This window comes from Roseateles sp., from assembly GCF_049240545.1.
Classification (GTDB): domain Bacteria; phylum Pseudomonadota; class Gammaproteobacteria; order Burkholderiales; family Burkholderiaceae_C; genus Paucibacter_A.
The window spans coordinates 1-26,456 of the sequence record NZ_JBMLSK010000286.1 but is presented as its reverse complement, the minus strand read 5'-3'; the positions used below and the strand labels follow the sequence as shown (position 1 = coordinate 26,456).

General features: G+C 60.5%; 20 protein-coding genes, 1 tRNA gene and 1 pseudogene. 13 read left to right on the top strand and 9 right to left on the bottom strand.

The features are described 5' to 3' along the window. Positions 1–76 precede the first annotated feature (76 nt). Positions 77–2,005 carry a bifunctional 2',3'-cyclic-nucleotide 2'-phosphodiesterase/3'-nucleotidase gene (locus ACOVRJ_RS18485; protein ID WP_422045295.1) on the top strand — a complete coding sequence of 643 codons (1,929 nt, stop codon included), beginning with the start codon at positions 77–79 and terminating at the stop codon, positions 2,003–2,005. Between the two features lie 154 nt (positions 2,006–2,159). Then, a complete protein-coding gene (locus ACOVRJ_RS18480; protein WP_422045294.1) occupies positions 2,160–4,208 on the top strand; it encodes a sensor histidine kinase in 2,049 nt (682 codons plus the stop codon). A gap of 25 nt (positions 4,209–4,233) precedes the next feature. Here the strand turns inward: ACOVRJ_RS18480 and ACOVRJ_RS18475 are convergent, their stop codons facing one another. The 3 genes from ACOVRJ_RS18475 to sbcB all read right to left on the bottom strand — a co-directional run bounded on the left by ACOVRJ_RS18475 (position 4,234) and on the right by sbcB (position 7,253). After that, a complete protein-coding gene (locus ACOVRJ_RS18475) occupies positions 4,234–4,533 on the bottom strand; it encodes a flagellar basal body rod protein (RefSeq protein ID WP_422045293.1) in 300 nt (99 codons plus the stop codon). Between the two features lie 138 nt (positions 4,534–4,671). Beyond that, the gene (locus ACOVRJ_RS18470) at positions 4,672–5,613 is read right to left on the bottom strand and encodes a GGDEF domain-containing protein (RefSeq protein ID WP_422045292.1); all 942 of its coding nucleotides are present in this window, start codon (positions 5,611–5,613) and stop codon (positions 4,672–4,674) included. Positions 5,614–5,810: 197 nt separating this feature from the next. After that, positions 5,811–7,253 (bottom strand): exodeoxyribonuclease I, encoded by a 1,443-nt coding sequence (gene sbcB / locus ACOVRJ_RS18465; RefSeq protein ID WP_422045291.1) that lies wholly within the window; start codon positions 7,251–7,253, stop codon positions 5,811–5,813. A 136-nt stretch (positions 7,254–7,389) separates the two neighbouring features. Between sbcB and ACOVRJ_RS18460 the strand changes: the two genes are divergently transcribed. Together ACOVRJ_RS18460 and ACOVRJ_RS18455 are read left to right on the top strand one after the other, a co-directional pair. After that, positions 7,390–9,702 carry a penicillin-binding protein 1A gene (locus tag ACOVRJ_RS18460; RefSeq protein WP_422045290.1) on the top strand — a complete coding sequence of 771 codons (2,313 nt, stop codon included), beginning with the start codon at positions 7,390–7,392 and terminating at the stop codon, positions 9,700–9,702. Positions 9,703–9,765: 63 nt separating this feature from the next. After that, on the top strand, positions 9,766–11,946 hold the full coding sequence (locus tag ACOVRJ_RS18455) for a diguanylate cyclase domain-containing protein (RefSeq protein WP_422045289.1): 2,181 nt from the start codon (positions 9,766–9,768) through the stop codon (positions 11,944–11,946). A gap of 63 nt (positions 11,947–12,009) precedes the next feature. Here the strand turns inward: ACOVRJ_RS18455 and ACOVRJ_RS18450 are convergent, their stop codons facing one another. Then, positions 12,010–13,137, bottom strand: coding sequence for a beta-ketoacyl-ACP synthase III (locus ACOVRJ_RS18450; RefSeq protein ID WP_422045288.1), 1,128 nt, complete (start codon positions 13,135–13,137; stop codon positions 12,010–12,012). Positions 13,138–13,406: 269 nt separating this feature from the next. Here ACOVRJ_RS18450 and ACOVRJ_RS18445 point away from each other — a divergent pair, with 269 nt between their 5' ends. From ACOVRJ_RS18445 to ACOVRJ_RS18435, 3 genes are all read left to right on the top strand, one after another. Further along, positions 13,407–14,384: a GMP reductase gene (locus tag ACOVRJ_RS18445; protein ID WP_339594103.1), complete on the top strand. Its 978-nt coding sequence runs from the start codon at positions 13,407–13,409 to the stop codon at positions 14,382–14,384. 207 nt (positions 14,385–14,591) lie between these two features. Next, positions 14,592–14,807 carry a hypothetical protein gene (locus tag ACOVRJ_RS18440; RefSeq protein ID WP_422045287.1) on the top strand — a complete coding sequence of 72 codons (216 nt, stop codon included), beginning with the start codon at positions 14,592–14,594 and terminating at the stop codon, positions 14,805–14,807. Between the two features lie 175 nt (positions 14,808–14,982). After that, positions 14,983–17,826, top strand: coding sequence for a valine--tRNA ligase (locus ACOVRJ_RS18435; protein ID WP_422045286.1), 2,844 nt, complete (start codon positions 14,983–14,985; stop codon positions 17,824–17,826). Here the strand turns inward: ACOVRJ_RS18435 and ACOVRJ_RS18430 are convergent. Continuing rightward, entirely contained in the window at positions 17,774–18,751 is a 978-nt protein-coding gene (locus ACOVRJ_RS18430) for an NAD(P)-dependent oxidoreductase (protein WP_422045285.1), read from the bottom strand. The genes ACOVRJ_RS18435 and ACOVRJ_RS18430 overlap by 53 nt on opposite strands. Before the next feature lie 83 nt (positions 18,752–18,834). Here ACOVRJ_RS18430 and galU point away from each other — a divergent pair, with 83 nt between their 5' ends. Then, complete coding sequence (galU, locus tag ACOVRJ_RS18425) at positions 18,835–19,716, top strand: UTP--glucose-1-phosphate uridylyltransferase GalU (protein ID WP_422045284.1); 882 nt, start codon at positions 18,835–18,837, stop codon at positions 19,714–19,716. 67 nt (positions 19,717–19,783) lie between these two features. Here galU and ACOVRJ_RS18420 read toward each other — a convergent pair whose 3' ends face one another. Together ACOVRJ_RS18420 and cysM are read right to left on the bottom strand one after the other, a co-directional pair. Continuing rightward, entirely contained in the window at positions 19,784–20,011 is a 228-nt protein-coding gene (locus tag ACOVRJ_RS18420) for a sulfurtransferase TusA family protein (RefSeq protein ID WP_422045283.1), read from the bottom strand. A 70-nt stretch (positions 20,012–20,081) separates the two neighbouring features. Beyond that, on the bottom strand, positions 20,082–20,987 hold the full coding sequence (cysM, locus tag ACOVRJ_RS18415) for a cysteine synthase CysM (RefSeq protein ID WP_422045309.1): 906 nt from the start codon (positions 20,985–20,987) through the stop codon (positions 20,082–20,084). Between the two features lie 122 nt (positions 20,988–21,109). On the opposite strand from cysM, the gene ACOVRJ_RS18410 reads away from it, so the two are divergent. Next, a tRNA-Leu gene (locus ACOVRJ_RS18410) sits at positions 21,110–21,194 on the top strand. Between the two features lie 347 nt (positions 21,195–21,541). Further along, entirely contained in the window at positions 21,542–22,120 is a 579-nt protein-coding gene (locus ACOVRJ_RS18405; RefSeq protein ID WP_422045282.1) for a rhomboid family intramembrane serine protease, read from the top strand. Positions 22,121–22,139: 19 nt separating this feature from the next. Here ACOVRJ_RS18405 and ACOVRJ_RS18400 read toward each other — a convergent pair whose 3' ends face one another. Further along, positions 22,140–22,967, bottom strand: a complete 828-nt coding sequence (locus tag ACOVRJ_RS18400; RefSeq protein ID WP_422045281.1) for an NAD-dependent epimerase/dehydratase family protein — start codon at positions 22,965–22,967, stop codon at positions 22,140–22,142. 206 nt (positions 22,968–23,173) lie between these two features. On the opposite strand from ACOVRJ_RS18400, the gene ACOVRJ_RS18395 reads away from it, so the two are divergent. The 3 genes from ACOVRJ_RS18395 (at position 23,174) to ACOVRJ_RS18385 (ending at position 26,216) form a co-directional block, all read left to right on the top strand. Beyond that, positions 23,174–24,211: a CDP-6-deoxy-delta-3,4-glucoseen reductase gene (locus ACOVRJ_RS18395; RefSeq protein WP_422045280.1), complete on the top strand. Its 1,038-nt coding sequence runs from the start codon at positions 23,174–23,176 to the stop codon at positions 24,209–24,211. A gap of 39 nt (positions 24,212–24,250) precedes the next feature. Continuing rightward, on the top strand, positions 24,251–24,979 hold the full coding sequence (locus ACOVRJ_RS18390) for a 2OG-Fe dioxygenase family protein (RefSeq protein ID WP_422045279.1): 729 nt from the start codon (positions 24,251–24,253) through the stop codon (positions 24,977–24,979). A gap of 130 nt (positions 24,980–25,109) precedes the next feature. Continuing rightward, on the top strand, positions 25,110–26,216 hold the full coding sequence (locus tag ACOVRJ_RS18385) for a Leu/Phe/Val dehydrogenase (protein ID WP_422045278.1): 1,107 nt from the start codon (positions 25,110–25,112) through the stop codon (positions 26,214–26,216). Positions 26,217–26,287: 71 nt separating this feature from the next. Here the strand turns inward: ACOVRJ_RS18385 and ACOVRJ_RS18380 are convergent. Continuing rightward, positions 26,288–26,456 (bottom strand): annotated as a pseudogene (locus ACOVRJ_RS18380) (ABC transporter ATP-binding protein); the annotation flags it as partial.

The following is a 26,456-nucleotide window of genomic DNA, read 5'->3' as shown; positions in this document are numbered from 1 at the left end:
CTAGTGAGCAGCTAGCATCTGCACATTGTTCAAGCCAAGCGCCAGACGGCACGCGGTCAACTCCTTCACTCAGCCCATGCCACTCTTCCGTCCAACACTGGCCGCACTGGCCCTGCTCCCCGCCCTGTCCTTGTTCGTTCCGGCCGCCACAGCCGCCAAACTGAAGTTGCGCATCATGCAGACCACCGATCTGCACATGAACCTGCTCAATTACGACTACTACCAGGATCGTCTGACCGATGAGTACGGCCTCGCCAAAACCATCACCCTGATCCACCAAGCACGCGAACAAGCCCCCAACAATCTTCTGTTTGACAACGGCGACTTGCTGCAAGGCAATCCCTTGGGCGACATGACGGCCAAGATCAAGCCGCTGGCGCCAGGGGCGGTTCACCCCGCCTACAAGGTGATGAACCTGCTGCGTTACGACGCCGCCAATCTGGGCAATCATGAGTTCAATTACGGGCTGCCTTTTCTGCGCCGGGCCCTGGCCGGTGCCGCCTTTCCCTATGTGAATGCGAATGTCATGCTGGCCGGCCCGGGTCGGCCGCGCCATGCCTTCAGGCCCTATATCTTGCTGGAGCGTCGTTTCAGCGACACCGCTGGCAAACACCACCCGCTGAAGATCGGGGTGATCGGTCTGACCCCGCCGCAGATCATGCAATGGGACCGTCCTCACCTGGAGGGCAAGCTGATCGCCATGGACATGGTGGACAGCGCCCGCGCGCTGATCCCAAAGCTGCGTGCTCAAGGAGCCGATCTGGTCATTGCCATCGCCCACACCGGTTTTGAGAAAGAGGCTCAAGCCCATCTGGGGGAGAACAAGGCGGCCGAACTGGCAAGACTGCCCGGACTGGATGCCCTGCTGCTGGGCCATGCCCACAGCGAGTTTCCAAGCGCCGCGTTTGCCCAGCATCCCGGCGTGAACCTGGAACGGGGCAGCATTCATGGCGTTCCGACGATCATGCCGGGTCGTTGGGGGGATCACCTGGGGCTGATTGACCTGACCCTGACCCGGCAGCAGGGGCGCTGGCGAATCAGCGACAGTCGCGCAGAGTTGCGTGGCATCTATCAACGCAGTTCGCGCCGACCCTTGGTGGCCGCCGACCCGATGGTCGCGCATGTGATCGGGCAGGAGCATGCCGACACCGTGGCCCATATGCGTGCCCAGGTCGCCCATTCGACCGCGCCAATACACAGCTACTTCGCTCAGCTTATGGACGATCCCTCGGTCCAATTGGTCGCGCAGGCGCAGAAAGACTACGTCAGAAGAGCCGTGCAAGGCACAGCGCTGGAGCGCCTGCCCTTGCTGTCCGCTGCAGCCCCCTTCAAGTCTGGCGGCCGCCAAGGCTGGAGCAACTACACCGACATCCCAGCCGGCCCGCTGGCGCTCAAGCATGTGGCCGATCTCTACGTCTACCCCAACACGATCAAGGCCCTGAGGCTGAATGGTTCGGAAGTGCGCGAGTGGCTGGAAATGTCGGCGGGCCAGTTCCGCCAGATCGACCCGGCCGGCGCCCCCGAGCAAGAACTCTTGAACCCAGACTTTCGTGCTTATAACTTCGACATGATCGAAGGTTTGAGCTATCAGATCGACGTCACCCAAGCAGCCCGCTATGACGCCGAGGGCCGACGAAGCAACTCGAATGCGCAACGCATCGTCAATCTGCGCTACCAAGGGTTGCCAATTGACGAGCAGGCCGATTTCCTGGTTGTCACCAACAACTACCGCGCCAACGGTGGCGGCGGCTTTCCTGGCCTGAACGCGAGCAAGATCGTCGTCGACGCGCCAGACGAAACCAGAGAATCAGTCGCCCAATTCTTGGCGACGGCGCAGCAATTCAATCCAAGTGCCGACGGCAACTGGCGCATTCAACCTGTACCAGCCATTCGCTTGCTTTTGCGCAGCGGCGCGGGTGGCATCAAGTACCTGAACACCTTGCCTCAGCTCCAGTTGCTGCGTGAGGATGCCGATGGTTCGGCGCTCTTTGAGTTCAAGCCCTGAAGCCCATCGCTCCGCCACTTGAGCCGGGGAAAGACCAACACGAAAGCTAGGCCCATAATGAGCCGACAACACAGCTAAGTTTGGCAACAGAATAGGCTGAGCCCAGGGAGCCAAGAACAAGCAGGGCTTCGGGATCTTCCCGAAGGGTGTGCCGATGAAGATTCCTGAACAGCAGGCCGACGCACGTTTGAGGCTGGAGCAAGTCCAGTCCATGATGACGCGCATGGATCTGGTCAGTGCCGACCGCACTTTGCTTGCGCTGGAAGGCCATGACCTGAATGACCACGACACCTTGCTGTTGAGCATCTTGCGGCTGCAATGGCGCTTGCATTCGGATGCAAGCCTGATGGGCATGGTGTGGCTGGAGCAAGTCTTGGCCCTCACCGAGAAAGCCGCAATGCTGCCGGACGACCCTCTGATCGAGGCAATCGCCTTGAACTGTCTGTCGCTGCTGCAATCTCGGATGCGGCTTCATCACGGGGCATTGAGCAGCTTAGAGCGCGCCCATGAGTTGGCGGGCACCGCCGCAAAGCCGGCTCTCGGCTTTGAGTTTCAGGCCTCACGCTCGCGCATCATGGCGGCTGCGGAGATGCATGAGGACTTGCTCCGCTTGATCGAGCAGCTACTGCCGCAACGTGAGGTGATGCCTGTGGGCGCCCTGCACCGCGTGCTCAATACTGGCGCCACCGCTTGCTTTGTCTTGGCCGACGAGGCGCTCGCGCCGCCCGACGATGCTTTGTGGCAGCGCTGCCGAGCCTTGCATCAGGATGCGCTGCAATTGGCCGAGTCCGAAGGACTGTCGGAAGACGCCTTGCTCAGTCACTTGAATCTGTCGCTGGTCGAGGCCTTGATCGGTGCGCCGGAGGATGCGCGCCCGCATTTGCAGGCTTTGTTGCTGCGGCCGGACAGCAGCATCATGTCGCAAGTGGCCGGCGCTCCTTGGGCCGTCGAGTTTTCAAGCCGGCTGATCGAGTGGCGCGAATCACCGAGTGCACAGACTTGGCAGGCGCTGCTTGCCTTTGAACGCCGGGTCAAAGAAGAAGTCGGGCCGTCCATGCAATTCGTGCACGAGTATGTGCTGCGCGCCATTGCTCGCCATGGTCTGGCCGCGGGCGATGCCGACGCCGCTTTACGCGCCAGTCACGCCTTATTGGCCCTGCAGCGCCAACGGGTGCGCAGTGTCTCTTTCACCTTGACGCAAGCCATGCAAGATGTTTTTAGTCTGCAGCGCATGCGTCTGGCCAACGAACAACTGACTCGACAAGGCACGCAACTGGAGCAATCACTGGCTGCGCGCAACGCAGAGCTGAGCCAAGCCTTGGGACGCCTGCAGGCCGAAGCCAGCATCCGGCGCGCAGCCGAGGCAGCCCTGCAACAAGCCAATGACGAGTTGGAGGCGCGCGTCAATTCGCGGACACAAGAATTGGAGTTGGCACTGCGAACCGTGATGAAGCAGGAAAAACAACTGGCGCTGGGCCGCGTCGTGGTCGGAATGGCGCATGAGCTGAACACGCCGCTGGGCAATGCACGAATGGGCGCCTCGGTGATCCATGACCGCGCGACGGAACTGGCGCACTGGCTGAATGACGGCCAGGTTCGACGCCAAGCCCTCAGCGAAGCCGCCAACGCTTTGAGCCAATGCTCGTCCTTGGTCGATCGCTCGCTAGAGAGTGCGTCGATCCTGGTCCAGCGCCTGAAGGCACTGTCGTTGGATGGCGCACAAGAGGTGGCGCAAGACTTCAATCTCTGCCAACTGCTGCGCGATACGCTGAGCAAGGAACAAAGCCGACTCAGCGAAGGCCACATCGCTTGGCATGAAGACTTGCCCGAGTCCGTCACTATGCATGGCGCCATGCATGCCTTGGGCGACGTGTTGAGAGAGGTGCTCGACAACGCCATCGGTCACGGTCTCAAGGGGGCTGCTTCACCCCAACTCAGTCTCAGTCTGCAGCACCTACCCGAGGGACGGGTATTGATTCGCATACAAGACAATGGCTGCGGAATTTCAGCCGAGTCACTGCCGCGTGTCTTTGATCCGTTTTTCTGCGGCCAGATGGGGCGTGAGGGTGCGGGGCTGGGCCTCAGTGTGGTGCGTATGCTGGTTGAGGAACTGCTGCACGGGCAAATCGAAATCAGCAGTCAACTGGGGCAAGGCACCCGGGTTGAAGTGAAACTTCCACTCAGCTGGGAAAAGCGGCGCTGAGATCTGATCCGATCAGATCAAACCTTCAGGCATGGATGTCCAGCAAGGTTCCGCTGGCTTGCAACTGGGTCTGCAGCACCCGCAGATTGGCCACAAAAGCGTAGGTGGCGGACTTTTGCGTAGCCATCTCGGCCTCGGGCGAGCTTCCGACCGAATTGACTTGCTTCAGCTGTCCCTTGACGCCGCCGGCCTCCAGCGTCTGGCTTTCAATTTGTTGACGACGGAAATCACTGACCCCGCTATTGGCCGTATTGCTGGCCGATGCGCGCAGCCGCTCGCTGGCAACCGAGAGGCCGGACAAGGCGGTGGACAGGCCGATGGACATGGCAAGACTCCGAACTGCAAGCGAATGCCTGGATTGTTCCAAGCTCTTCGGCAGTCGGCGCCCAAACTTTAGAAAAGAAGGGCTTTATCCCGTCATTTCCTCACGCACCGCGGGTTTACCCAAGCCCGCCAGCGCCATTCAGCCCGCCAGTTCCTCGTAGCCACCGGCTGAAATGAACACTCGCACGCTGTCACCACCCGCCGCCTTGGCCTCGGTACAGGCCAGGACAGCGGCGCCGATAACGGCATCTACCGTCTCCAGCGTCGACTGGATTTGCACGACACCAATACAGGCCTTAACCCGGGTGCGATGCAAGCCCCAACGCAAACGATAGGCGGCGATGCCCGAGCGCATTTTCTCGGCCACGATCTCAGCGTAGTGTTGGTCGCAATTCGGCAGTAGCACGGCGAAATGGTCATGCTCCAAGCGCGCCACCAAGTCCGAAGCGCGAACCTTGGTGATCAGCAGCTGGCCCAGGCCGTACAGGAAATGGTCGCCCACTTCACTGCCCATCGCAGCCACCACCTCGGTGAATTTATCCACATCGACCCACAGGACCGACACCGGTTCATGTCGGCGACTGCCCACATGTTCGCCCAATCGGCGTTCAAATTCGCGGCGATTGGCCAGTTCGGTCAGCGCATCATGCTTGGCCGTCCATGTCGGCAGCATGCGCTGTTGACGAGCGACGGTCACATCTTCCAGCAGCCAAAGCGACTCGCCGGCGGGTGAATCCCATTGCACAGGCGTGGCCTGCAAACGCCCCCAAAATCGGCTGCCATCACGCCGAACAAACTCAAATTCATCATCCAGAGGTTTGCCGCTGATGAAGGCGGCGCTCATACGCTCGTGCACCGACAGTTGCGCCGCGTCCGAGACATAAACGGCGCGGGTCGACTGACCGACCAGATCGGTGTCGTCACCGTGACCGAAGAGATGATTGAAGTGCTCGCTGACCAGCTCGAAGTGACCGTCCTTGACGAAACCGACCGCCATCGGCGCGCGCACCATCAGGGCCCGCATCCGTGCGGCACCGCTATCGCTCGCTGCGCTGGGGCTGACATCTGACTTGGCTTGCATCTGCTACTCCTTTGTCGGTGGCCTCACCGATTGTTCACTATCGCAGGTGTACCCGGTTTAGTTTCCTATGGATAGCCCGAACAGTTCGCCCAAAGCGCCTCAATTCTTCCATGCGCAGGCACTCCAGGCCGCCAGCGCCCCACAAGGAAGACATATCGGCCGAGACACCCTTGAACTCAAGCCTCGTTCAGCCTCACTCAAACGGGCGGAGCAATCTGCTCGGCGTAATCGTAAAGCGCAGCAAGAATGTCCTGCCCGCGCTCGTCTGCCGATTCATTGAGCTGATCAATCTGCTCGAAAAACGCCGCCAAGGTCTGCGCGCCGGCCTCTCCCTGATGCAGACGCGCAGCGCAATGGTTTTGCCAGCGCAGCTGTTCGGGCTCGCTCAGGCTTTCCGGCCAATTTCGGGCACGGAAACGGAACACCAATTCGCCCAGCCTCTCATCGACAAACGCCAGCTTGCCCTCTTGCGCTCGCTGCGCCATTTGCTCAGGCGACATGCCCCGCAGCCGCTGCAAAGCACGCCGATCCTCGGGGCCGATAAAGCCGCCGTAGAGATCCTCATCCACATCGGGCTTACCCCCCGTCGCCTCCCGCTTGAACACATCGCCCCACAGGCCGTCCAGCAAGCGACCTTTCTCCATGAGCAATTGCGCATGCTGCAAGCCTTGGGCCATATCCAAGCCCCAGCGTTCGGCCATCGCCGGGCTGAGCGTTTTCAAGTTGCCAATCACCACCGGCGACTTGTTGATATGAATGGTCTTGATGGGCAAGCGGCTTTGACCTTCTGGCAGGTCCTCTTGCTTGACGAACAAGCGCGCGCGGATGGCCGCTGCGTTCAGCGTCAGCAGTTCAGCAGGATCACTGGCCAAGTCCCAGACAATCAGCTCGTTCTTGTTGCTGGGATGCGGCGCCAAAGGCCAGACCAAGGCGATACAGCCGCGCTCCGGCCCATACATGCCCGACACATGCAAGAAGGGCCGACCGACGCCGATCTCGGCCCAAACCGCCTCTTTCTTGCGCAACTTCAGGCAAAAATCAAAGAGCTTGGGCTGGGCTGTTTTCAGCAGGCGCGCCAAAGCGATGGTGGCGCGCACATCACTCAGCGCATCATGGGCGGCCTCATGGCTGAGGCCGTTGGCCGCGGTCAGATGTTCGAGTTTGAATGAAGGCCGACCATCGTCATGCAGAGGCCACTGGATGCCTTCCGGGCGCAGTGCGTAGGCACAGCGCCCCACATCCAACAAGTCCCATCGACCGCATTCGTTTTGCCATTCACGGGCATAGGGATCGATCAGATTGCGCCAAAACAAATGGCGCGTGACCTCATCATCAAACCGGATCGAGTTGTAACCCACACCCACGGTGCCGGGCTCGGCCAGCGCCGCTTCAATCTGCGCCGCGAACTGCTGCTCCGACACCCCTTGCTCCAAACAGGCTTGCGGCAGGATGCCGGTCAACAAACAGGCCTCAGGGTCGGGCAAAAAGTCCGGTGCAGGTTGGCAATAGACCATCAAGGGCGGGCCGACTTCGTTCAAGTCAGTGTCGGTGCGCAGACCGGCAAACTGAGCCGGCCGATCACGGCGCGGTACGCGGCCGAAGGTTTCATAGTCATGCCAAAAGAAAGTCATCTCGCTCATGGGCCACAGATTAACCGATGGGCCCAGCCTACGTTCCTCATGCGCAGTGGATTCAGCGCAGGGCCCGCCATAATCACGACCTCGAGCCACGGCCCTCCATCAACCCTAGAGCCCGCGCCTGAGCGCGTGACCGCACTTGAAGAAAAAACTGCTGATGATCAGCGCTGCGGCGCTGGCGGGGATTGCACTGCTGCTGGGCGTGGCGGCTGTTTTGGTCTACCCTACCTTGCCTGATATTGCCGAGCTGACTGACTATCAGCCCAAGCAGCCTTTGCGGGTTTACACCGCCGATGAGGTCTTGATCGGAGAGTACGGCGCGGAACGACGCCGCTACTTGCCGCTGGCTCAGATACCGCTGCAGATGCAAGAAGCGCTGCTGGCGATTGAAGACCACAAGTTTTATGAGCACCCTGGGATCTATCTGCAAGGCGTGGCCCGTGCGGTGCTGGCGAATTTGTTTCGTCCCCGCAGCCAAGGCGGCTCCACGATTACCCAGCAGTTGGCACGCACGGTCTATCTGACCAAGAAAAAGGTCTACACCCGCAAGTTCGTCGAGGTCTTGCTGGCGTTGAAGATGGAAAGCCAGCTGAGCAAGCAGCAGATTCTGGAGATCTATATGAACCAGATCTACCTCGGCCAACGTGCTTACGGATTCGAAGCCGCCGCTGACATCTATTTTGGCAAGACGCTCAGGCAACTGAACTTGGCGGAGACTGCCTTGTTGGCCGGCCTACCGCCCAACCCGGCCTACGCCAACCCGGTGGTCAACCTCGACCGGGCCAAGCGGCGCCAGGTGGTCGTGCTCAATCGGATGCGCGAGTTGGAACTGATCACACAGGCCCAACTCGATGAGGCCCGTGCCCAAACCCTGCACATCCGAAGTGCCCAGGACACCCGCTTGCATGCCGAATATGCCGCCGAAATGGCCCGCCAAGTGGTGCACGCGCAGTTTGGCGACGAGGCCTACACCCGGGGTCTGAAGGTCTACACCACCTTGATCGCAGCGGAGCAAGCGGCCGCCTACAAAGCCTTGCGGCGCAGCCTTTTGGATCTGGAGCGGCGCAAGCCCTACCGCGGCCCCGAGGGTTTTGTGGCCCTGCCCAAGGGTGCGGCAGAGCAAGACGCAGCCATTACCCAAGCTTTGGCCGATCACCCCGACCTGGACGAGGTACGGGCCGCCGTCGTCACAGAAGTGAGCAAAGGCCAGGTGCTGGCCAGCCTACAAAGTGGCGAAGACCTGACCCTCAGCGCCGAGAGTCTGCGCCAAGTCCAGGCGCTGCTGTCTGAAAAGGCCCAAGAGAAGCTGCGCATACGGCGCGGCTCCATCGTGCGGGTCATGCGGGGACCGCCGAGCAAATCGGAACCCAAGGGTGCGTGGTCCTTGCTTCAAATGCCGGAGGCCGAAGGCGCAGTGGTGGCTTTGGAACCCAGCACCGGGCGGGTCCATGCCTTGGTGGGCGGCTTCGACTTCAGCAAGAGCCAGTTGAATCGCGTGACGCAGGCCTGGCGCCAGCCTGGCTCGAGCTTCAAACCCCTGGTCTATTCAGCGGCCCTGGAGCAAGGCGTGACGCCGCAAACGCTGGTCAATGACGCCCCCTTTGTTCGCGGCGATTGGGAGCCGAAAAACTACGACGGCACTTTTGAGGGGCCAATGACCGTGCGTCAAGCGCTGGCGCGCTCCAAGAATATGGTCACCATTCGATTGATGGACTTGGTGGGGCCCGCCAAGACACGCGCTTGGGCAGCACAGTTTGGCCTTGACATCGACAAGCAGCCCGACAACCTGACCCTGGCCCTGGGCTCCGGCAGCGTCACCCCGCTTCAGATGGCCAGCGCCTACGCTGTCTTCGCCAATGGCGGTCACAGGCTACCGCCGATGGTCATCTCGCGCATTGTTGATAGCAAAGGCGGCGTTTTGTTCGAGGCTACAGAGGCCGCTCCGACGGAAGACAATCGCGCCATTTCCGCCCGTAACGCTTTTCTGACCAGCAGCCTATTGCAGGAAGTAACCCGCAGCGGCACCGCCGCTCGCGCTCAAGCCACGCTGAAGCGTCCCGATCTCTACGGCAAGACCGGCACCACCAATGATGCGGTTGACGCCTGGTTCGCCGGTTTCCAACCCGGACTGGTGGCCGTCGTCTGGGTGGGCCATGACCAACCACGTCCTTTAGGTGACCGGGAAACCGGCGGCGGCTTGGCACTGCCGGTGTGGATCGATTTCATGAGCGTGGCGCTGAAGCATCAGCCGGTACGCGAAATCGCTCCGGTTGAAGGCTTGATTCACAGCGGCAGCGATTGGAGCTTTGAGGAGTTTGCGGGCGAAGCCGGCATCAAGAGCCTGGGACTCGACGCCGCTCAGCCCAGCCCTGCTGCGATTGCCCCCCTCATCGCGGCCTCCGCTGCAGCAACGAACAGCCCCAGCCCAATGACCACCAGCCCTTTGCGCTGAGATCCTGATTTCTTCTGAGTGCAACAGCGCTGCAGTCCGCTAGCATCAGTTCCCTGTCATGCCATGCAATCCTGGGACTCCGCCTTGCTCGTCTACCGCTTTTTGTTCGCCTTGTTGCGCCCCATTCTTGCCGGCTTGTGGGTCTGCTTGGCGCTTGGCTCTTCGGCCTGGGCGGCCAACGCCATCCAACTCAGTGCCGAGGAAGAGGCCTGGATTTCGGAGCATCGCGGCCAAGTCTTGACCGTCGGGTTTGACCCTTTCTCCGGCATGGACAGCTTCATGCTCAGGGGTAAGCCTCTCGGGCTGCTGCCCTCCTTGCTTGAAGACATGAAGCTACAGCTGGGCTTGCAGTTGAGGCCGGCCGAAGTGAAGAACTGGGACGACGCCTACACCCAGTTTTTGCAGGGGAAGATTGACGTTCTTTACGGTGCTAACGTGACCCCAGAGCGCGAGCAAATCATGCGCTTCACCCGCGCCGCGCAACGTTACCCCTACGCCGTGTTTGCGCGCCGTGATGCATCCGTCCAGACCTTGGGCGACTTGGATGGACGCACCATCGGTTTCTTGGCCAATGACTTTGTCATCGAGCAACTGCCCAAAGAGTTCCCCAACATCCGCTTCAAGCAAGCCAGCTTTGATGACCAGGCCGCTGGATTGCGCGCGCTGACACAGGGCAAAGTCGACGGCTTCGTGACCGCTGGAGGCGGTATCGAGCATGAGTTCCTGCACCAGTACCCAAGCCTGAGCATCGTCGCCGACCTCAAGGCCATCACCTCCGACATGACCTTTGCGGTGCTCAAGGATCAGCCCATGCTGGCGCAGATCATCAACCGCTATCTAGATCAACGCCAACCGGCGATTGAGCTACTGGCCAAGCAAGCGGCACGCAACTACAGCCGTAAGGTGCTAAGGCTGAGCGATGCTGAACTCGACTGGCTGGAACGTCAGGGCGAAGCGGTGGTCGGCGTGGCAGAGGACTACTTGCCCTTTGACTACGCCCACGCGGGCGAGTACCGCGGCATCGCCGGCGCCACGCTGCAACGCATCGGCGACATCATCGGGATCCGCTTCAAGGTCGAAAGTGGCAGCTTTGCTCAGTTGCTTGAGAAAGCCAAGCATGGCGGTGTGGATGTACTGAATCTCGCCAAAACCGAAGACCGCCTGCCCTATTTCTTGTTTCCAAATGCCATCAGCACCGAGCGCGACATCATCATCGGCCTCAAGCGCAGCGCACCGGTACAGGATGTCTATGGTCTGGACGGCAAGCGAGTGGCGGTCATCGATGGCTTTTGGCATGAAGAGTACTTGCTCAAAAACCTGAAGAACGCCCAGATCACCAAGACGGCCACCATCATCGAATCCTTGAAGCTGGTGCGCGATGGTCAAGTGGACTACCTGATTGAAAACCCCACGGTGGCCGAGTTCTATATCAATGGCCTGGGCTACACCGAGCTGGTCAAGCGCGGCAACACCTCCAAAGACTCCTTCATCTATTTTGGAGTCAGCCGCCGCCAACCCGAACTGGCGGCCATCATGGACAAGGTCATTCCCTTGATTCAGTTTGAAGAGATGAAGTACCTGGGCATGCAGTCCGTCCCCAGTTTGGACAACGAGGCCAATCGACAGCTCACCCAAATGGTGGCGGCCCTGCTGGTGGCCCTGAGCTTGTTTTTAGGATTGACCGTCTACATCGTTCGCAAGCTGGCCTTGCAAAAAGCCAAGACGCAGTTCCTGCGCGAGCGTGAACACCTTTTGTACACCGATGGCTTGACGGGCTTCCAAAACCGCAATGCCTTCAACCTCATCCTGGACGAAGCACAAGCGCAGCCCTTGCCTCTTGCCGTGGTGGTCGCCGACATGAACAACCTCAAGCGTGTCAATGACAGCTTGGGGCACGCGGCCGGGGATGCGCTGATTCAGCTATTTGCGGACTGCGCCCGCAGCCAGTGGCCCCAAGCCTCCAGCTTTCGCATTGGCGGCGACGAATTCGTGTTTCTGGTCCCGCAGCGGAACGAATCTCAGATCGAACAAGACATCGAGGCCCTGCGCCAGCGCTGTCTGAACACTCCCCGAACCCTGTCTCAAGGCCGTGAGGAAGCATGTGCGAGCGCCGCAATGGGCTATGCGGTTCGCCACTCGGCAGAGCAAACACTGACCGCCTGCGTGGGGCAAGCAGACCAAGCCATGTATGCCGTCAAGGCCCGCATGAAAAAGCGCGCCTCAGACTTCCCGGCACAGCTTTGAGCCCACCGCAGAGCGCCAAGCCGTAGCGGCCTGGCGCCCTGCGCGGAATCAAACTTTGCTCACTCAGCACTTGCGCACGATCACGCTGCCCACCGAGTAGCCAGCGCCGAACGAGCAGATTACGCCGAGATCGCCCGGCTTCAAGTCCGCGCGGTGCTCGTGAAAGGCAATGATGGAGCCGGCCGAAGCGGTGTTGGCGAAGGTATCCAAAATCAAGGGCGCGATGTCCGAACCGGCCGCGGCGGCGTCACCGACCAGCTTCTTGATCACCAACTGATTCATGCCCAGATTGGCCTGGTGCAACCAGAAACGGCGCACCTCGGCAGGTTGATGCTCCAGCTTGGCCAAATGCCCTTCGATATGCGCAGCGGCAATCGGCACCACTTCCTTGAAGACCTTGCGGCCCTCTTGCCGGAAGGTCTTGTCACGCGCCAGCGGATCGCTGTCCTCGGCCCGGTTCAAGAAACCAAAGTTGTTGCGAATATTGTTGGAGAACTGGGTGGCCAGATGGGTGCCCAAGATCTCCCACTGATCGCCAGAAACCGCCAGGTCGGCACGCTCCACCACGATGGCAGTGCAGACATCACCAAAGATGAAGTGGCAATCCCGGTCGCGCCACTCCAGGTGCGCCGAGGTGATTTCGGGGTTGACGACCAGCACACATTTGCTGGCACCCGAGCGCACGGCGTTGAAGGCTTGCTCCAGCGCAAAAGTGGCCGAAGAACAAGCCACATTCATGTCAAAGCCATAGCCACCGGCGCCCAGCGCGGCTTGAATCTCGACCGCCATGGCCGGATAAGCACGCTGCATATTGGCGCTGGCGCAAAAAATCGCATCCACATCGCTGGCCTGTCTGCCCGCTGCGGCCAATGCCTTTTTACAGGCATCGACGCCAATCTCGGCCATCAAGGACAACTCGTCATCGGGCCGCTCGGTGAAGCGCGGGTACATGCGCGTCGGGTCCAGCACACCGCTCTTCTCGATCACATAACGCTGTTTGATGCCGGAGGCCTTTTCGATGAACTCCACGCTGGAATGGGTCAACGCGACTTGCGTGCCGGCGGCGATCGCTTCGGCATTCTTCGCATTTTGCAAATCGGCGTAAGCATTGAAAGCCTCGACCAATTCGGCGTTGCTGATAACGTGCGGTGGCTGATACAGGCCGGTGCCGCTGATGACGACTGAGTACATGCAAGATTCCTTGGAGCCGTTCGGCGGCTCATTCATGCTGGCAAGTGTATCCAGCCGATCGTCTGACAAATATGCTGGCATTCGACGACGTTCGCGTAGAATCAACCACCGGGCCCAAATTTTGGCGCCCGGTTTTTTGTTTGTGCCGCCCCATCCCTGGCTGGATGGCTTCAGCGGTTCACAGATCACCGGGTTTCCAAGTCAAGCGCTCGCAGCCTTGGGCGTGCACTGCATCAACGCACCTCGATTTTGCGAACTGACGAAGACTCATGGAAATTTTTGACTACGACAACATCCTGCTGCTGCCACGGAAGTGCCGTGTGGAGAGCCGCAGCGAATGCGATACCTCGGTCCAGTTCGGACCCCGTCGTTTCAAGCTCCCGGCCGTGCCGGCGAATATGAAAACGGTGGTGGACGAGCGCATCACCGAATACTTGGCCGCGAATGGCTACTTCTACGTGATGCACCGCTTCGACCTCGACGCGGTGGCTTATGCCAAGAGCATGCGCGACAAAGGCTTGTTCGTTTCGATCAGCTCAGGCGTGCAAAAAGCCGATTACGCGGTCATCGAACGACTGGCTGCTGAAGGCGTGGGGGCGGACTACATCACCATCGACATCGCCCACGGCCATGCCGACAGCGTACAACGCATGATTGCCCACATCAAAAAGCATCTGCCAGATGCTTTCGTGATTGCCGGCAATGTGGGCACGCCCGAAGGCGTGATCGACCTGGAGAACTGGGGGGCAGACGCCACCAAGGTCGGCATTGGCCCTGGCAAGGTCTGCATCACCCGCTTGAAGACTGGTTTTGGCACCGGCGGCTGGCAGCTCTCGGCGCTGAAGTGGTGCGCGCGCGTGGCCACCAAGCCCATCGTGGCCGATGGCGGCATTCGCCACCATGGCGACATCGCCAAGAGCATGCGTTTTGGCGCGGCCATGGTGATGATTGGCTCGCTGTTCGCCGGCCATGAAGAATCGCCCGGCAACACCGTGGAAGTCGACGGTAAGCTCTTCAAGGAGTACTACGGCTCGGCCAGCGATTTCAACAAGGGCGAGTACAAGCATGTGGAAGGCAAGCGCATCTTGGAGCCGGTGAAAGGCCGCTTGGCCGACACCTTGCGCGAGATGCAAGAAGACTTGCAGAGTTCGGTGTCCTACTCCGGTGGCAAGACCCTGGCCGATCTGCGCAAAGTGAACTATGTGGTGCTCGGTGGGGAGAACGCCGGGGAACATCTATTCATGTAATTGGCTTGCAAGGCTACGGCGTTTCGGCCCAGCCGAAATGCCGGTGGCCCTCTGCTCATATTGCAATTCGCGCCAAGCGCGAACTTTTGCCGAATGCCGACGGACGGATGTCCGTCGGTGCGTCAGCCGCACAACTTCAGCTTCTAGACTCCCGCCTCGACTGACGCTGCCCTATTGGTGCAAGCAGAACCATAGGAGGGGATCCTCATGCTGAAAACTCTGACCATCGCGGCTTTGGCGCTCGCCTTGCTGGCGGCCGCTTTCGCCCTCATTCGCGTGGAAAGCGAACGTCATGCCCTGGCCATTGGGCTGTGCATCCTGGATCCCGCGGGACGTAACTCCATGGTGCCCTGCGAGGCCCGCTTCGAGCCGCGCAGTTCCTGGGCTGGCCACCTGATGGCGGCCTTGCTTCCCGACAACTGATTGAGAACGAAGCCTGCGCCAAGTTGGCGCCATGGCACCCGCAGTCAAGCCTTGTGATCAACCCGCCGCATGATCTGCGCGCGAGAGCGGGTGGGCCACCAACGGCCGCCTACAATCCAGGCCCATTCCCCCATGAACTCCGCTGCTTGGCACATGGCCGAGCAAACAGCCCGATATGACAGAACTCGCCAAATCGTTTGAGCCCGCCGCCCTTGAAGCCCACTGGGGCCCTTTGTGGGAAAGCAAGGGTCTGTACAAACCCACGCTGGACGCCAGCCGCGAGTCCTTCTGCATTCAGTTGCCACCGCCGAATGTGACCGGCACCCTGCACATGGGCCACGCCTTCAACCAGACCATCATGGACTCGTTGACGCGCTACCACCGCATGCTGGGCCACAACACCTTGTGGATTCCGGGCACCGACCACGCCGGCATTGCCACCCAGATCGTGGTGGAGCGGCAGTTGGCTGACAAGGGCGTGGAAGGCCAGAAGACCCGCCACGACCTGGGCCGCAAGAACTTCGTCGCCCGCATCTGGGAGTGGAAGCAAGAGTCCGGCGACACCATCACCCGCCAGATGCGCCGCATGGGCGACAGCGTGTCCTGGGAGCATGAGTACTTCACCATGGACGAGAAGCTCTCGCGCGTGGTGACCGATACCTTTGTTCAATTGTTCGACGAAGGCCTGATCTACCGCGGCAAACGCCTGGTGAACTGGGACCCGGTGCTGAAGTCGGCAGTGTCGGACCTGGAAGTGGCCAGCGAAGAGGAAGACGGCTTCCTCTGGCATATCCGTTATCCGCTGGCCGATGGCAGCGGCGACATCACCGTGGCCACCACCCGTCCCGAGACCATGTTGGGCGACGTCGCCGTGATGGTGCACCCGGAAGATGAGCGTTATGCCGCCCTGATCGGCAAGCAAGTCACCCTGCCCTTGTGCGGCCGCACGATTCCGGTGATTGCTGACGATTATGTGGACCGCGCCTTTGGTACCGGCGTCGTCAAGGTCACGCCCGCGCATGACACCAATGACTACGCCGTCGGCCAGCGCCATGGTCTGCCATTGATTTGCGTGCTGACGCTGGATGCAAAGATCAACGACGAAGCGCCCGAGGCCTACCGCGGCTTGGACCGCTTTGTGGCGCGCAAAAAGGTCGTTGCCGACCTGGAAGCGCAAGGCTTCTTGGTGGAGGTCAAAAAGCACAAGCTGATGGTGCCGCGCTGCGAGCGCACCGGTCAGGTGATCGAGCCCATGCTGACCGACCAATGGTTTGTCGCCATGAACAAGCCCGGCAAGCAAGGCAAGAGCATCGCCGCCGGAGCGGTCGAAGCGGTGGCCTCGGGTGATGTGAAGTTCTTCCCCGAGCAGTGGGTCAACACCTACAACCACTGGATGGGCAATATCAATGACTGGTGCATCTCGCGCCAGCTTTGGTGGGGCCATCAAATCCCGGCCTGGTATGGCTCGGGCGGCGAGCTCTTTGTTGCGCACAACGAAGAAGAAGCACGAGCCAAAGCCACTGCGGCTGGCTACACCGGCGAGCTGACGCGCGATGAAGACGTGCTGGACACCTGGTATTCCTCAGCCTTGGTGCCCTTCTCCACCCTGGGCTGGCCCGAACAGACCAAAGAGCAAGACCTGTTCCTGCCCAGCTCCGTGCTGGTGACTGGTTACGACATCATCTTCTTCTGGGTCGCCCGGATGATCATGATGACCAAGCACTTCACCGGCAAAGTGCCCTTCAAGCATGTCTACATCCACGGCTTGGTGCGCGATTCGCAAGGCCAGAAGATGAGCAAGAGCGAAGGCAATGTGCTGGACCCGGTCGATCTGATCGACGGCATCGAGCTCGGCCCCCTGCTGGACAAGCGCACCACCGGCCTGCGTCGCCCCGAGACGGCGCCCAAGGTACGCAAGGCGACCGAGAAGGAGTTCCCGGAAGGCATCCCTGGCTTCGGGGCCGATGCCCTGCGCTTCACCTTTGCATCGCTGGCCTCGCTGGGCCGCAGCATCAACTTCGACAGCAAGCGCTGCGAGGGCTATCGCAATTTCTGCAACAAGCTTTGGAACGCCACCCGCTTTGTGCTGATGAACACCGAGGGCCAAGACTGCGGCCTGATGGAGCACAGCAAGGAGCAATGCGCGCCCGGCGGCGCGGCCCATGGCTATCTGGACTTCAGCCTGGCAGATCGCTGGATCAGCAGCGCGCTGCAAAAAGCCGAGCTGACCATCGCCCAAGGTTTTGCCGAATACCGCCTCGACCATGTGGCCACGGCCATCTACTCCTTCGTCTGGGACGAGTACTGCGACTGGTATCTAGAAATTGCCAAGGTGCAAATCCAGAACGGCAACGAAGCTCAGCAACGCGCGACCCGCCGCACGCTGATCCGCGTGCTGGAGACCATCCTGCGTCTGCTGCACCCGATCGCCCCCTTCATCACCGAAGAGCTGTGGCAGACCGTGGCGCCGATCGCCGGCCGCAAGTCGACCGACTATCTGGTCAACGCCAGCTACCCGATCGCCCAGCCCGAGCGCATCGACGAGAAGGCCATCGCTTGGGTGGACAGCCTGAAGGCCGTGGTCGGCACCTGCCGCAGCCTGCGCAGCGAAATGAATCTCTCGCCCTCGACCCGCGTGCCGCTCTTGGTCGGCGGCGATACCGGCTTCATCGCCGAGGCCGCCGCGCTGCTGAAGACGCTGGCCAAGCTGAGTGAGGTGCAGATCATTGCAGACGAGGCCGCCTTCAACGCAGCCAGCGCCACTTCACCGGTGCTGGTGCACGGAGACGCCCGATTGGCGCTGCATGTGGAGATTGACGTAGCGGCCGAAACCGCGCGCCTGAACAAGGAAATCGCCCGTCTGGAGGGCGAAGTCGCCAAGATCGAAGCCAAGCTGGGCAACGAAGGCTTTGTGGCCCGCGCGCCAGCCGCCGTGGTGGAACAGGAGCGTCAGCGCCTGAGCGACTTCAGCGCCACCGCCGCTCGGCTACGGGATCAGGCAGCTCGCCTGGCCCGCTGATCCGAAAATCCGCCGCCGGCTCCGGCGGCGCCGCCAGCATTTCATCAATGCGCCGCGCGACGCCCCAAGCGGCGCGCGTACGAGACTCGCGCGTCGTACTGGCCAAACGCGGGGTCAGTTGCAGCGAAGCCACGCCATGCAGCACGCAACCCGGCTCCTGCAAGCCGGGTTCCATGCTGTCGAACCAAGCGGCCAAGATACGGCCGCTGTTCAAGGCCTCGGCCAGAGCCGGTGCGTCAAACACAGCCGAATGGGCAATGCTGACCAAGACCTGATCCTGCTTAGCAAAACTCAGCACGCGCTCACCGATCAGGCCCCGATATCGCGGGAAGAAGGCCAGTTGTACACAAACACCGTCACTCTGCTCCATCAATTCACGCAAGGGCAGAGGCTCAATGCCCCATTGGGCCCAGAGTGGATCACTCTGATGCAAGCTCGGGTCGTAACCCACCACACGAGTGCCAAAGGCCGGCAAAAGCTGCGCCAGCATGCGCGAGGCCGGTGTCATGCCGATCAAACCCACGGTAGAGCAACCCAACTCGCGGCCGACCATCAAGCCATCATTGGCCAAGACCGGCACACGGCGCAGTAGCGACAGCAAAGCGCCGATCGCAAACTCAGCCTCGGCACTGGCCGTGGCGGTCAAGCTGCGCACCACCTCAACCCGCGCCACACGGCAAGCTTCCAGATCGATGTTCTCGCCGCCCGCGCTCATGCGACCGACAACGCGCAAGCGCGGCGCAGCGCGCAGCAACGCGGCATCCACCGCCACACTGGGAGGAACAATCAAGGCGCGGGTTTGGTGCAAGGCCTGATGCAGCTGCGCCGTTTCCCCAACCAAATCCGGCGCGAAACGCACGGTATTGCGTTCCGACAGCCATTGCATGACATCGGTCTCAAGCGGTTCAAGAATCAGCAGACTCATGTCATTTTGCGATGGTGTAATCAGAGCTAGCGCGCAAACATCGCATGCAACAATGCGCGCCTTCTACAGGAGAGTGTACGGTTATGACAAAAAGTGCTGGAGCGATCACCAAAGCGATTTTCCCGGTCGCTGGCCTGGGTACACGGTTCTTGCCCGCCACCAAGGCTCAGCCAAAAGAAATGATGCCGGTGGTGGACAAGCCCTTGATCCAGTACGCGGTTGAAGAGGCCTACGCCGCCGGGGTCAGAGAAATGATCTTCGTCACCGGCCGCCACAAGCGCCCCATCGAAGATCACTTTGACATGACTTTCGAATTGGAGGTAGCCCTCGAACAGGCGGGTAAGCAAGAACTGCTGGAGGTGGTCCGCAGCGTCAAGCCCAACGATATGGAGTGCATTTACGTCCGCCAAGCCCAAGCGCTGGGACTCGGTCACGCGGTGCTGTGCGGTAAGCGTTTGATTGGTAACGAGCCTTTTGCCGTGTTGCTGGCGGATGACTTGATGGTCGGCCAGCCTCCGGTGCTCAAGCAAATGGTGGAACAGTTCGCCGAATGGCGGGCGTCGATTCTTGCCGTGCAAGAAGTGCCCGCCGAACAAACCCGGCGTTATGGCATTGTGGCCGGCACAACGGTCAATGACCGCATGTTGGACGTCAGCCGTATCGTCGAAAAACCAGCCCCTGAAGATGCGCCCTCGCGCTTGGCCGTTGCCGGTCGATACATTCTGACGCCTGGCGTCTTCCATGAAATCGCCAATCAACCACGCGGCGTGGGTGGAGAGATTCAGTTGACGGATGGCATCGCCGGACTGCTGCGCCGCGAAAAGGTGTTCGCCTATCGCTACGAAGGTAAGCGCTACGACTGCGGTAGCAAGGAAGGCTTCCTTGAGGCCAATGTGGAGCTTGCTTTGGCCCACCCGCAACTGGGCGCAGGCTTTAGAGACTATCTGCGCTCGATCGACATCTGAGCTTGTTGTTCGGAACAAAAAAAGCCACGTTGTCGTGGCTTTTTTTTCATGAACCTAGCGACGAGACTCAGCGTCGCTTCAAGACGTGGATGAATTCATCGGCCTGACTGCTTTGCTCCACCAACTCATTGCCGGTCTGCCGTGCAAAGGCCTGAAAGTCTCGCGTGGAGCCAGGATCAGTGGCGACGACCTTCAAGAGTTGGCCACTTTCCATCTCCGCCAACGCCTTCTTGGCTTTCAAAATCGGCAAAGGGCAATTGAGTCCGCGCGTGTCGAGTTCTTTGTGAACATCCATCATCTGTTTCCTTTAGATTGCTTCATTCTAGAGGCGCCCGCACGGCATCAGCCCGCCCTTTTCAAAGCCGTCATGCGGGGAAAACGCCTGTGGAGAGATAGCGGTCACCCCGATCACAGACGACGAAAACAATGGTGGCATTCTCGAGCGTACACGCCAACTGCAGCGCCACCCAGCATGCACCGGCGGCCGAAATTCCTGCAAAGATCCCCTCTTCACGGGCCATCCGACGCGCCATCTCCTCAGCATCGGCTTGGCCGACCAAGATCAACTCGTCAACAGCTTCAGGACGGTAGATTTTCGGCAAATAGGCTTCGGGCCATTTCCGAATGCCAGGGATGCGGGAGCCTTCGGACGGCTGAGCGCCGATGATCCGAACCGCGGGGTTCTTTTCCTTCAAAAACTGCGACGTGCCGGTGATGGTGCCCGTGGTACCCATGGCACTGACGAAGTGACTGATTTGCCCACCGGTGTCGCGCCACAACTCGGGCCCGGTGGTCTCGTAATGAATGCGCGGGTTGTCTGCGTTGGCAAACTGATCCAACACAAGGCCTTTTCCTTCACGCTGCATCTGCTCAGCCAGATCGCGGGCGTACTCCATGCCACCCGATCGTGGCGTCAAGATCAACTCAGCGCCAAAGGCCTTCATCGTTTGCGCCCGCTCGATGGACAAGTCCTCCGGCATGATCAGCACCATGCGATAACCGCGAATTGCTGCGGCCATCGCCAAGGCTATGCCTGTGTTGCCCGATGTGGCCTCAATCAAGGTGTCACCTGGCTTGATGTCACCACGCTCTTCTGCCCGCCGAATCATGCTGATTGCGGGTCGATCCTTGACCGAACCAGCCGGGTTATTGCCCTCCAACTTGGCCAAGACAGTATTGCCTCGCTCGCGAATCTCTGGCCCCAACAAACGCTGCAGGCGCACCAAAGGCGTATTGCCAATCACGTCTTCCAAGCTAGGGTAGTGCTTCATGCCGATGATCTTGTTTGTGCTCATGGAGAACATTGTGGCTTCAAAATCAAAATTTGTTTCCAAACCCAAAAAAATCATGGCATAATAGTGGGCTTCAGCAGCGAGATACCTCCAAGCACCCAGCCCGGGTGGCGGAATTGGTAGACGCAGGGGACTCAAAATCCCCCGCCGCAAGGTGTGCCGGTTCGAGTCCGGCCTCGGGCACCATGACTTCGGTCTTGGTGGCAGGTGTATCAAAGTTGAAGAGCAAGTGACAAGCAGCAAAGCTTGTTGATTGCGAGAAACAAACCACCCATGAGGTGGTTTTTTTTCGCCTGCAGCACTCGCGACAGCACGCGCACCGCGGGTTGGCAAGCAGTCTTGCGACCGCTGCACCAGCAACGCGCCCAGCACAAGAAGCATTATTGCCAAGCAATGCACATGAGCGCGAGTTGGAGGCACCGCTCAGATCTTGCCTTAGATCATGTCGCCGGCCCTGCGTTTACACTCGGCTTTTTGTCCAGGGGTCGCATTGTTCCGCGCGCCCGGGCCGCCTCTAGAAAGCACCTTTAGACATGCCCCCGATTCCATCGGTTACCAAAGCTTTCATGCTGGCCTGCGTGGGCCTGTATTGCCTGTTTTACTTGGTGCCTGGCTTGCGCCCATGGTTCGAGTTATGGCCACTGCAAACGGGCAACTTTCTGCCCTGGCAACCCATCACCTACGCTTTTTTGCACGGTGGAGAATTCCATCTGTTCTTCAATATGCTGGGCTTGTGGATGTTTGGCTCCGAGTTGGAGCGGGTCTGGGGCGCAAAGCGTTACACCCATATCCTGATCGCCAGCACACTCAGCGCTGCTGCTGTGCAACTGATCGTCACCTATTTGTCCGGGTCCTCGGCGCCAACCGTGGGGGCGTCCGGCGCCTTGTTCGGCCTGCTGCTCTCATTCGGCATGCTGTTTCCTGACCGAATCATCGTGCCCTTGTTTCCCCCAATCCCAATGAAGGCCAAGTATTTCGTGGCCATCTTCGGTACCTTGGAATTGCTACTCGGTTTGAACACCCACAGCGGTGTGGCCCATTTCGCCCACCTGGGCGGCATGCTTGGCGCCTACCTTTTGATTCGATACTGGCGCACTGCGCGGCGCCGCTGAAATCGATCGCTTCGATCGCTCAAGCCAACAGGCCCGTTTCAGGCCGAGGATAGAGAAGTCGGAGTCGCAACTCGTGCTTCAAGCGCTGATTGATCAGCCGGCGTGACTCGCTCATAAAGCTAAGTTGCATCGGCGTCATCAGGGCCTGGGCCTCTTGTCGATTGATCCGCGGTGGTCGAGCGAGTCCACACAAGTCGGCCGCCAAGTCGAAGTAGTCACCCATCAACAGTTCACTGTCATCACAGACATGAATCACGCGCGATGCTGGACCTCGGTGCAGGGCCAGCAGACAGGCCCGCGCCAGGTCAGCCGCATGGATGTGGTTGGTGAAAACATCATCGGCACGATTCAACACCGGAGCCGACCTCGCTAGGCGCTCACGCGGATGCCCGCCTACCCGGTTCGACGCGTAAATACCAGGCACACGAAGAATCGTCACGCCGACCGCATGAGCCACTGCAAAGCGCCTCAACTGAGACTCCGCATCCACACGGCGCCGAGCGCGCTCGGAAGTCGGTGCGACCGGCCTGGTCTCATCAAAGCGCGCCCCCTGACAGTCGCCATAAACCCCGGTTGTGCTGGCATAAACGATTCGACGGGGCAGCTTGGCTCGGGCCAAGGTCTGCAGCAAGTGGCGAGTTCGGGAGTCCGTCTGCCCTTCCGCTTTGGGAGGAGCCAGATGCAAAACCGCGTCAGCCCAGCCACTCAAGCGCGACAAGGTCCGCGCATGATCAAGATTCGCCAGCATCGGAATCGCCCCAGCCGCTCGCAACTCAGGCATGCGATGCAAACTGGAGGTGAGCGCCATCACCTGCCAACGGCCCGACAACAGGCTCAAGACTCGCATGCCCACATCGCCACAACCCACAATCAATAAACGTGGCTTGACCCTGGCTCGAGGCCCTGGCAATGGCTCATGCAAACGGGTCCGCGCAGAGGATTTCAAAAGCATGCGACAAGCTCAGGCAAAATGGGGCAACAGTGTACGACCCGGCATTCCCGGGCCGCAGTGCTTATTCAGCGTCACGCTTTTCGCTTCCAGCCCTTCTGTCCATGAACTTCCAAATCACCGTCCAGCCCAGCGGCCGTGTTTTCGCCGTCGAACGCGATGAAACCTTGCTCAGTGCCGCCATTCGCGGCGGCATCGGATTGCCTTATGGATGCAAAGATGGCGCCTGCGGTTCTTGCAAGAGCAAGTTGCTGGAGGGTCGAGTCATTCATGGCGCGCATCAAGCCAAGACCTTAACCCCCGAGGAAGAAGCCGCTGGTTTCGTGTTGACCTGCTGCGCCACCCCGCAGACCGATTGCACGCTTGAGGCCCGAACCGTACCGGGTGCCGGGGAGTTCCCGGTCTTGAAGTTGCCCAGCCGCGTCATCAGCATTGAAAAGCCCAGCGCGGATGTGGCGGTACTTCGCCTGCAACTGCCGGCGACGCAGAACTTCCAATTCCACGCCGGCCAGTATGTGGAGTTCATCCAGCGCGACGGCGCTCGCCGCAGCTACAGCATGGCCAATGCGCCGCACAACCTGGGCACGCCCGCTGCCGTCGAACTGCACATCCGCCATATGCCAGGCGGCAAGTTCACCGAGCATGTGTTCGGGGCCATGAAGGAGAAAGACATCTTGCGCATGGAAGGCCCCTTTGGCAGCTTCTTCCTTCGCGAGGACAGCGACAAGCCCATCATTTTGCTGGCCAGCGGCACCGGTTTTGCGCCCATCAAAGCCATCATCGAACGCATGCAGCATCTTGGCTTGGCCCGCCCGACGACGCTTTACTGGGGCTGCCGCAGCAAGGCGGATCTCTATTTGCATGAATGGGCCGAGCAAGCGGCAGCTCAGTCGAGCTGGCTCCGCTACGTGCCAGTGCTCTCCGAACCCAAGCCAGAGGATCAGTGGCTCGGTCGCACAGGCTTTGTGCATCAGGCGGTGATGAGTGACCAAGCGGATCTTTCCGCCCACCAAGTCTACGCATGTGGCGCTCCCATCATGGTGGACTCGGCGAAGAAAGACTTCGTTGCAAGTTGCGGATTGCCAGCCGAAGAGTTCTTCGCCGACAGTTTCACTTCAGAAGCCGACAAGCACCTCGCTTGAGCCTTTCTCTCATCCCCCTTCATTGCCGAAGGACCGGTCTTGATCTTCACGCCTCCCTATGACTCCCCCGAGCGGTTTGAAGCTCGACTCCGCGAATCTGGCCATACCGTGCTTGCCCCGGACAGTCTGCCTGCTGCTCTGAACTGCAGCGCAGCCGAGCTGGCGCCCTTGCTGCCGTTCTGGAACGAATTGCCGCCCGACGCTTACCTTCGCGATGGCGGCCGCTATCGCTTTCGTCGTCACAGCTGCTTTGTTGCCACAGGTGCCACCTTGACCCAGGTGGCCCACAGAGCCCACTGGCAGCCTATCGATTACAACGCCCTGCATGGCGGCATTGAACGGTGGTTTGAACCGATGGACGAGGCCGCCGTGACCCAGCCTGCTTGGACCAAGCTGCTGCTGGGTTTGGCTGGAATCGCCTCACGCCTGAAGGGCGAGCACAGCTGGTTCATTGAAGCGCACCAGTTCCGCATCGACACCACCGACGGCATCGGCCGCCCAACACCGGAGGGTGCCCATCGCGATGGTGTCGATCTGGTCGCCGTATTCTTGTTAGGTCGACACAACATCAAGGGCGGTGAGTCCCGCGTGTTCGAAGCCGAGGGGCCGAACGGCCAACGCTTCACGCTCAGCCAGCCCTGGACCCTGCTCTTGCTGGACGATGAGCGCGTGATCCACGAGACCACGCCCATTCAGCCCGCCGACGAACACGGCCACCGCGACACCCTGGTTGTGACCTTGCGCCGAGACGGTTTTCAGGCACTTTGATACGGCCGAGCCACAGCCCGACGGGGACACGCGGCTCGGCGGCCTTTACACTTGCAGACTTGGCTGCCAAAAGCGGCCAAATTCACGGGTTTCAAGCCCCTATCTTCAGCATCACGAGTGCCATCCACATATGAATGCGACTTCCGATCTCGCTCGCGCCATTGCGGCCGCCCCTGCATCATCCCTGCCCTCCTCCTTGTTCGGTCTTCCAGGCCAAGCCCCGCATGAGCGTGTGCTTCTGGTGGCAGACGAGCAAACCGGCCTGAAGGGCATCTTGGCCGTGCACAGCACCGCCCGCGGCCCGGCCTTCGGCGGCTGCCGCCTCTGGACCTATGACAATGAGTTGGCCGCGCTGAACGATGCGCTGCGTCTGTCGCAAGGCATGAGTCTCAAGAACGCCTTGGCCGATCTGCCTTTCGGCGGCGGCAAAGCCGTGATCATCAAGCCCGCCGCCATCCAAGATCGGGCGGCTTTGTTCGCTGCATTCGGCCGCGCGGTGCAATCACTGAACGGCGCCTACATCACCGCCGAAGACGTGGGCACCACCACGGCCGATATGTTGGGCATGCAGACCCAAACCCAATTCGTCAGCGGCATTCCTCGCGCCGGCGCCTTTGGTGGCGACCCCAGCCCGAAAACCGCCTGGGGCGTGTTTGTCTCGATTGAAGCCGGTGTTCGCCTGCAACTGAAGCGCGAGTCTCTGGCTGGCGTACGCGTGGCACTGCAAGGCCTGGGCGCGGTGGGCTGGCACTTGGCAGAGTTCCTGCACAAGGCCGGTGCCAAGCTGGTGGTGGCCGATGTGGATGCCGCCAAGGTGGCTCGCGCACAAGAGCAACTCGGCGCGCAAGCCGTGGGCATCGATGCCATCCTGAGTGCCGAAGTGGACGTGCTGGCACCTTGCGCACTGGGTGCCTCCTTGAACGCTCAGAGCATTCCTGGCATCCGCGCTCAGCTGATCGCCGGCGCCGCCAACAACCAGTTGGCCACCGTCGAGGACGGCGACGCTCTGCAGCAACGCGGCATTTGCTATCTGCCGGACTACTTGGTCAATGCCGGCGGCATCATCAGCGTGGCGCGTGAGTACCGCAACGAAGGCGAAGAAAACGCCGTGATGGCCGAGGTGAGCCGTATCGGTGAGCGCGTGGCCGAGTTGCTGGAGCGTGTCAAGTCTGCCGGCACCACACCCGGCCGTGTGGCCGATGACTGGGCCCGCTCCAAGCTGGTCAAGCCGGCCTGATCCATCGCGATTTTTCGCGATCAAACAAAAGGGCGCCAAGGCGCCCTTTCTTTTTTGCCCGGCCCTGCGGCTCACTCGCCCAAATAAGCCGCCCGCACCTTGGGGTCGCTCAGCAAGGCTCGGCCCTCACCCGTCATCGTCACCTCACCCGACTCCATCACATAGCCGCGGCTGGCGATCTGCAAGGCCCGGCTGGCGTTTTGCTCGACCAGCAAAATCGTCACGCCCTGGCTGTGGATG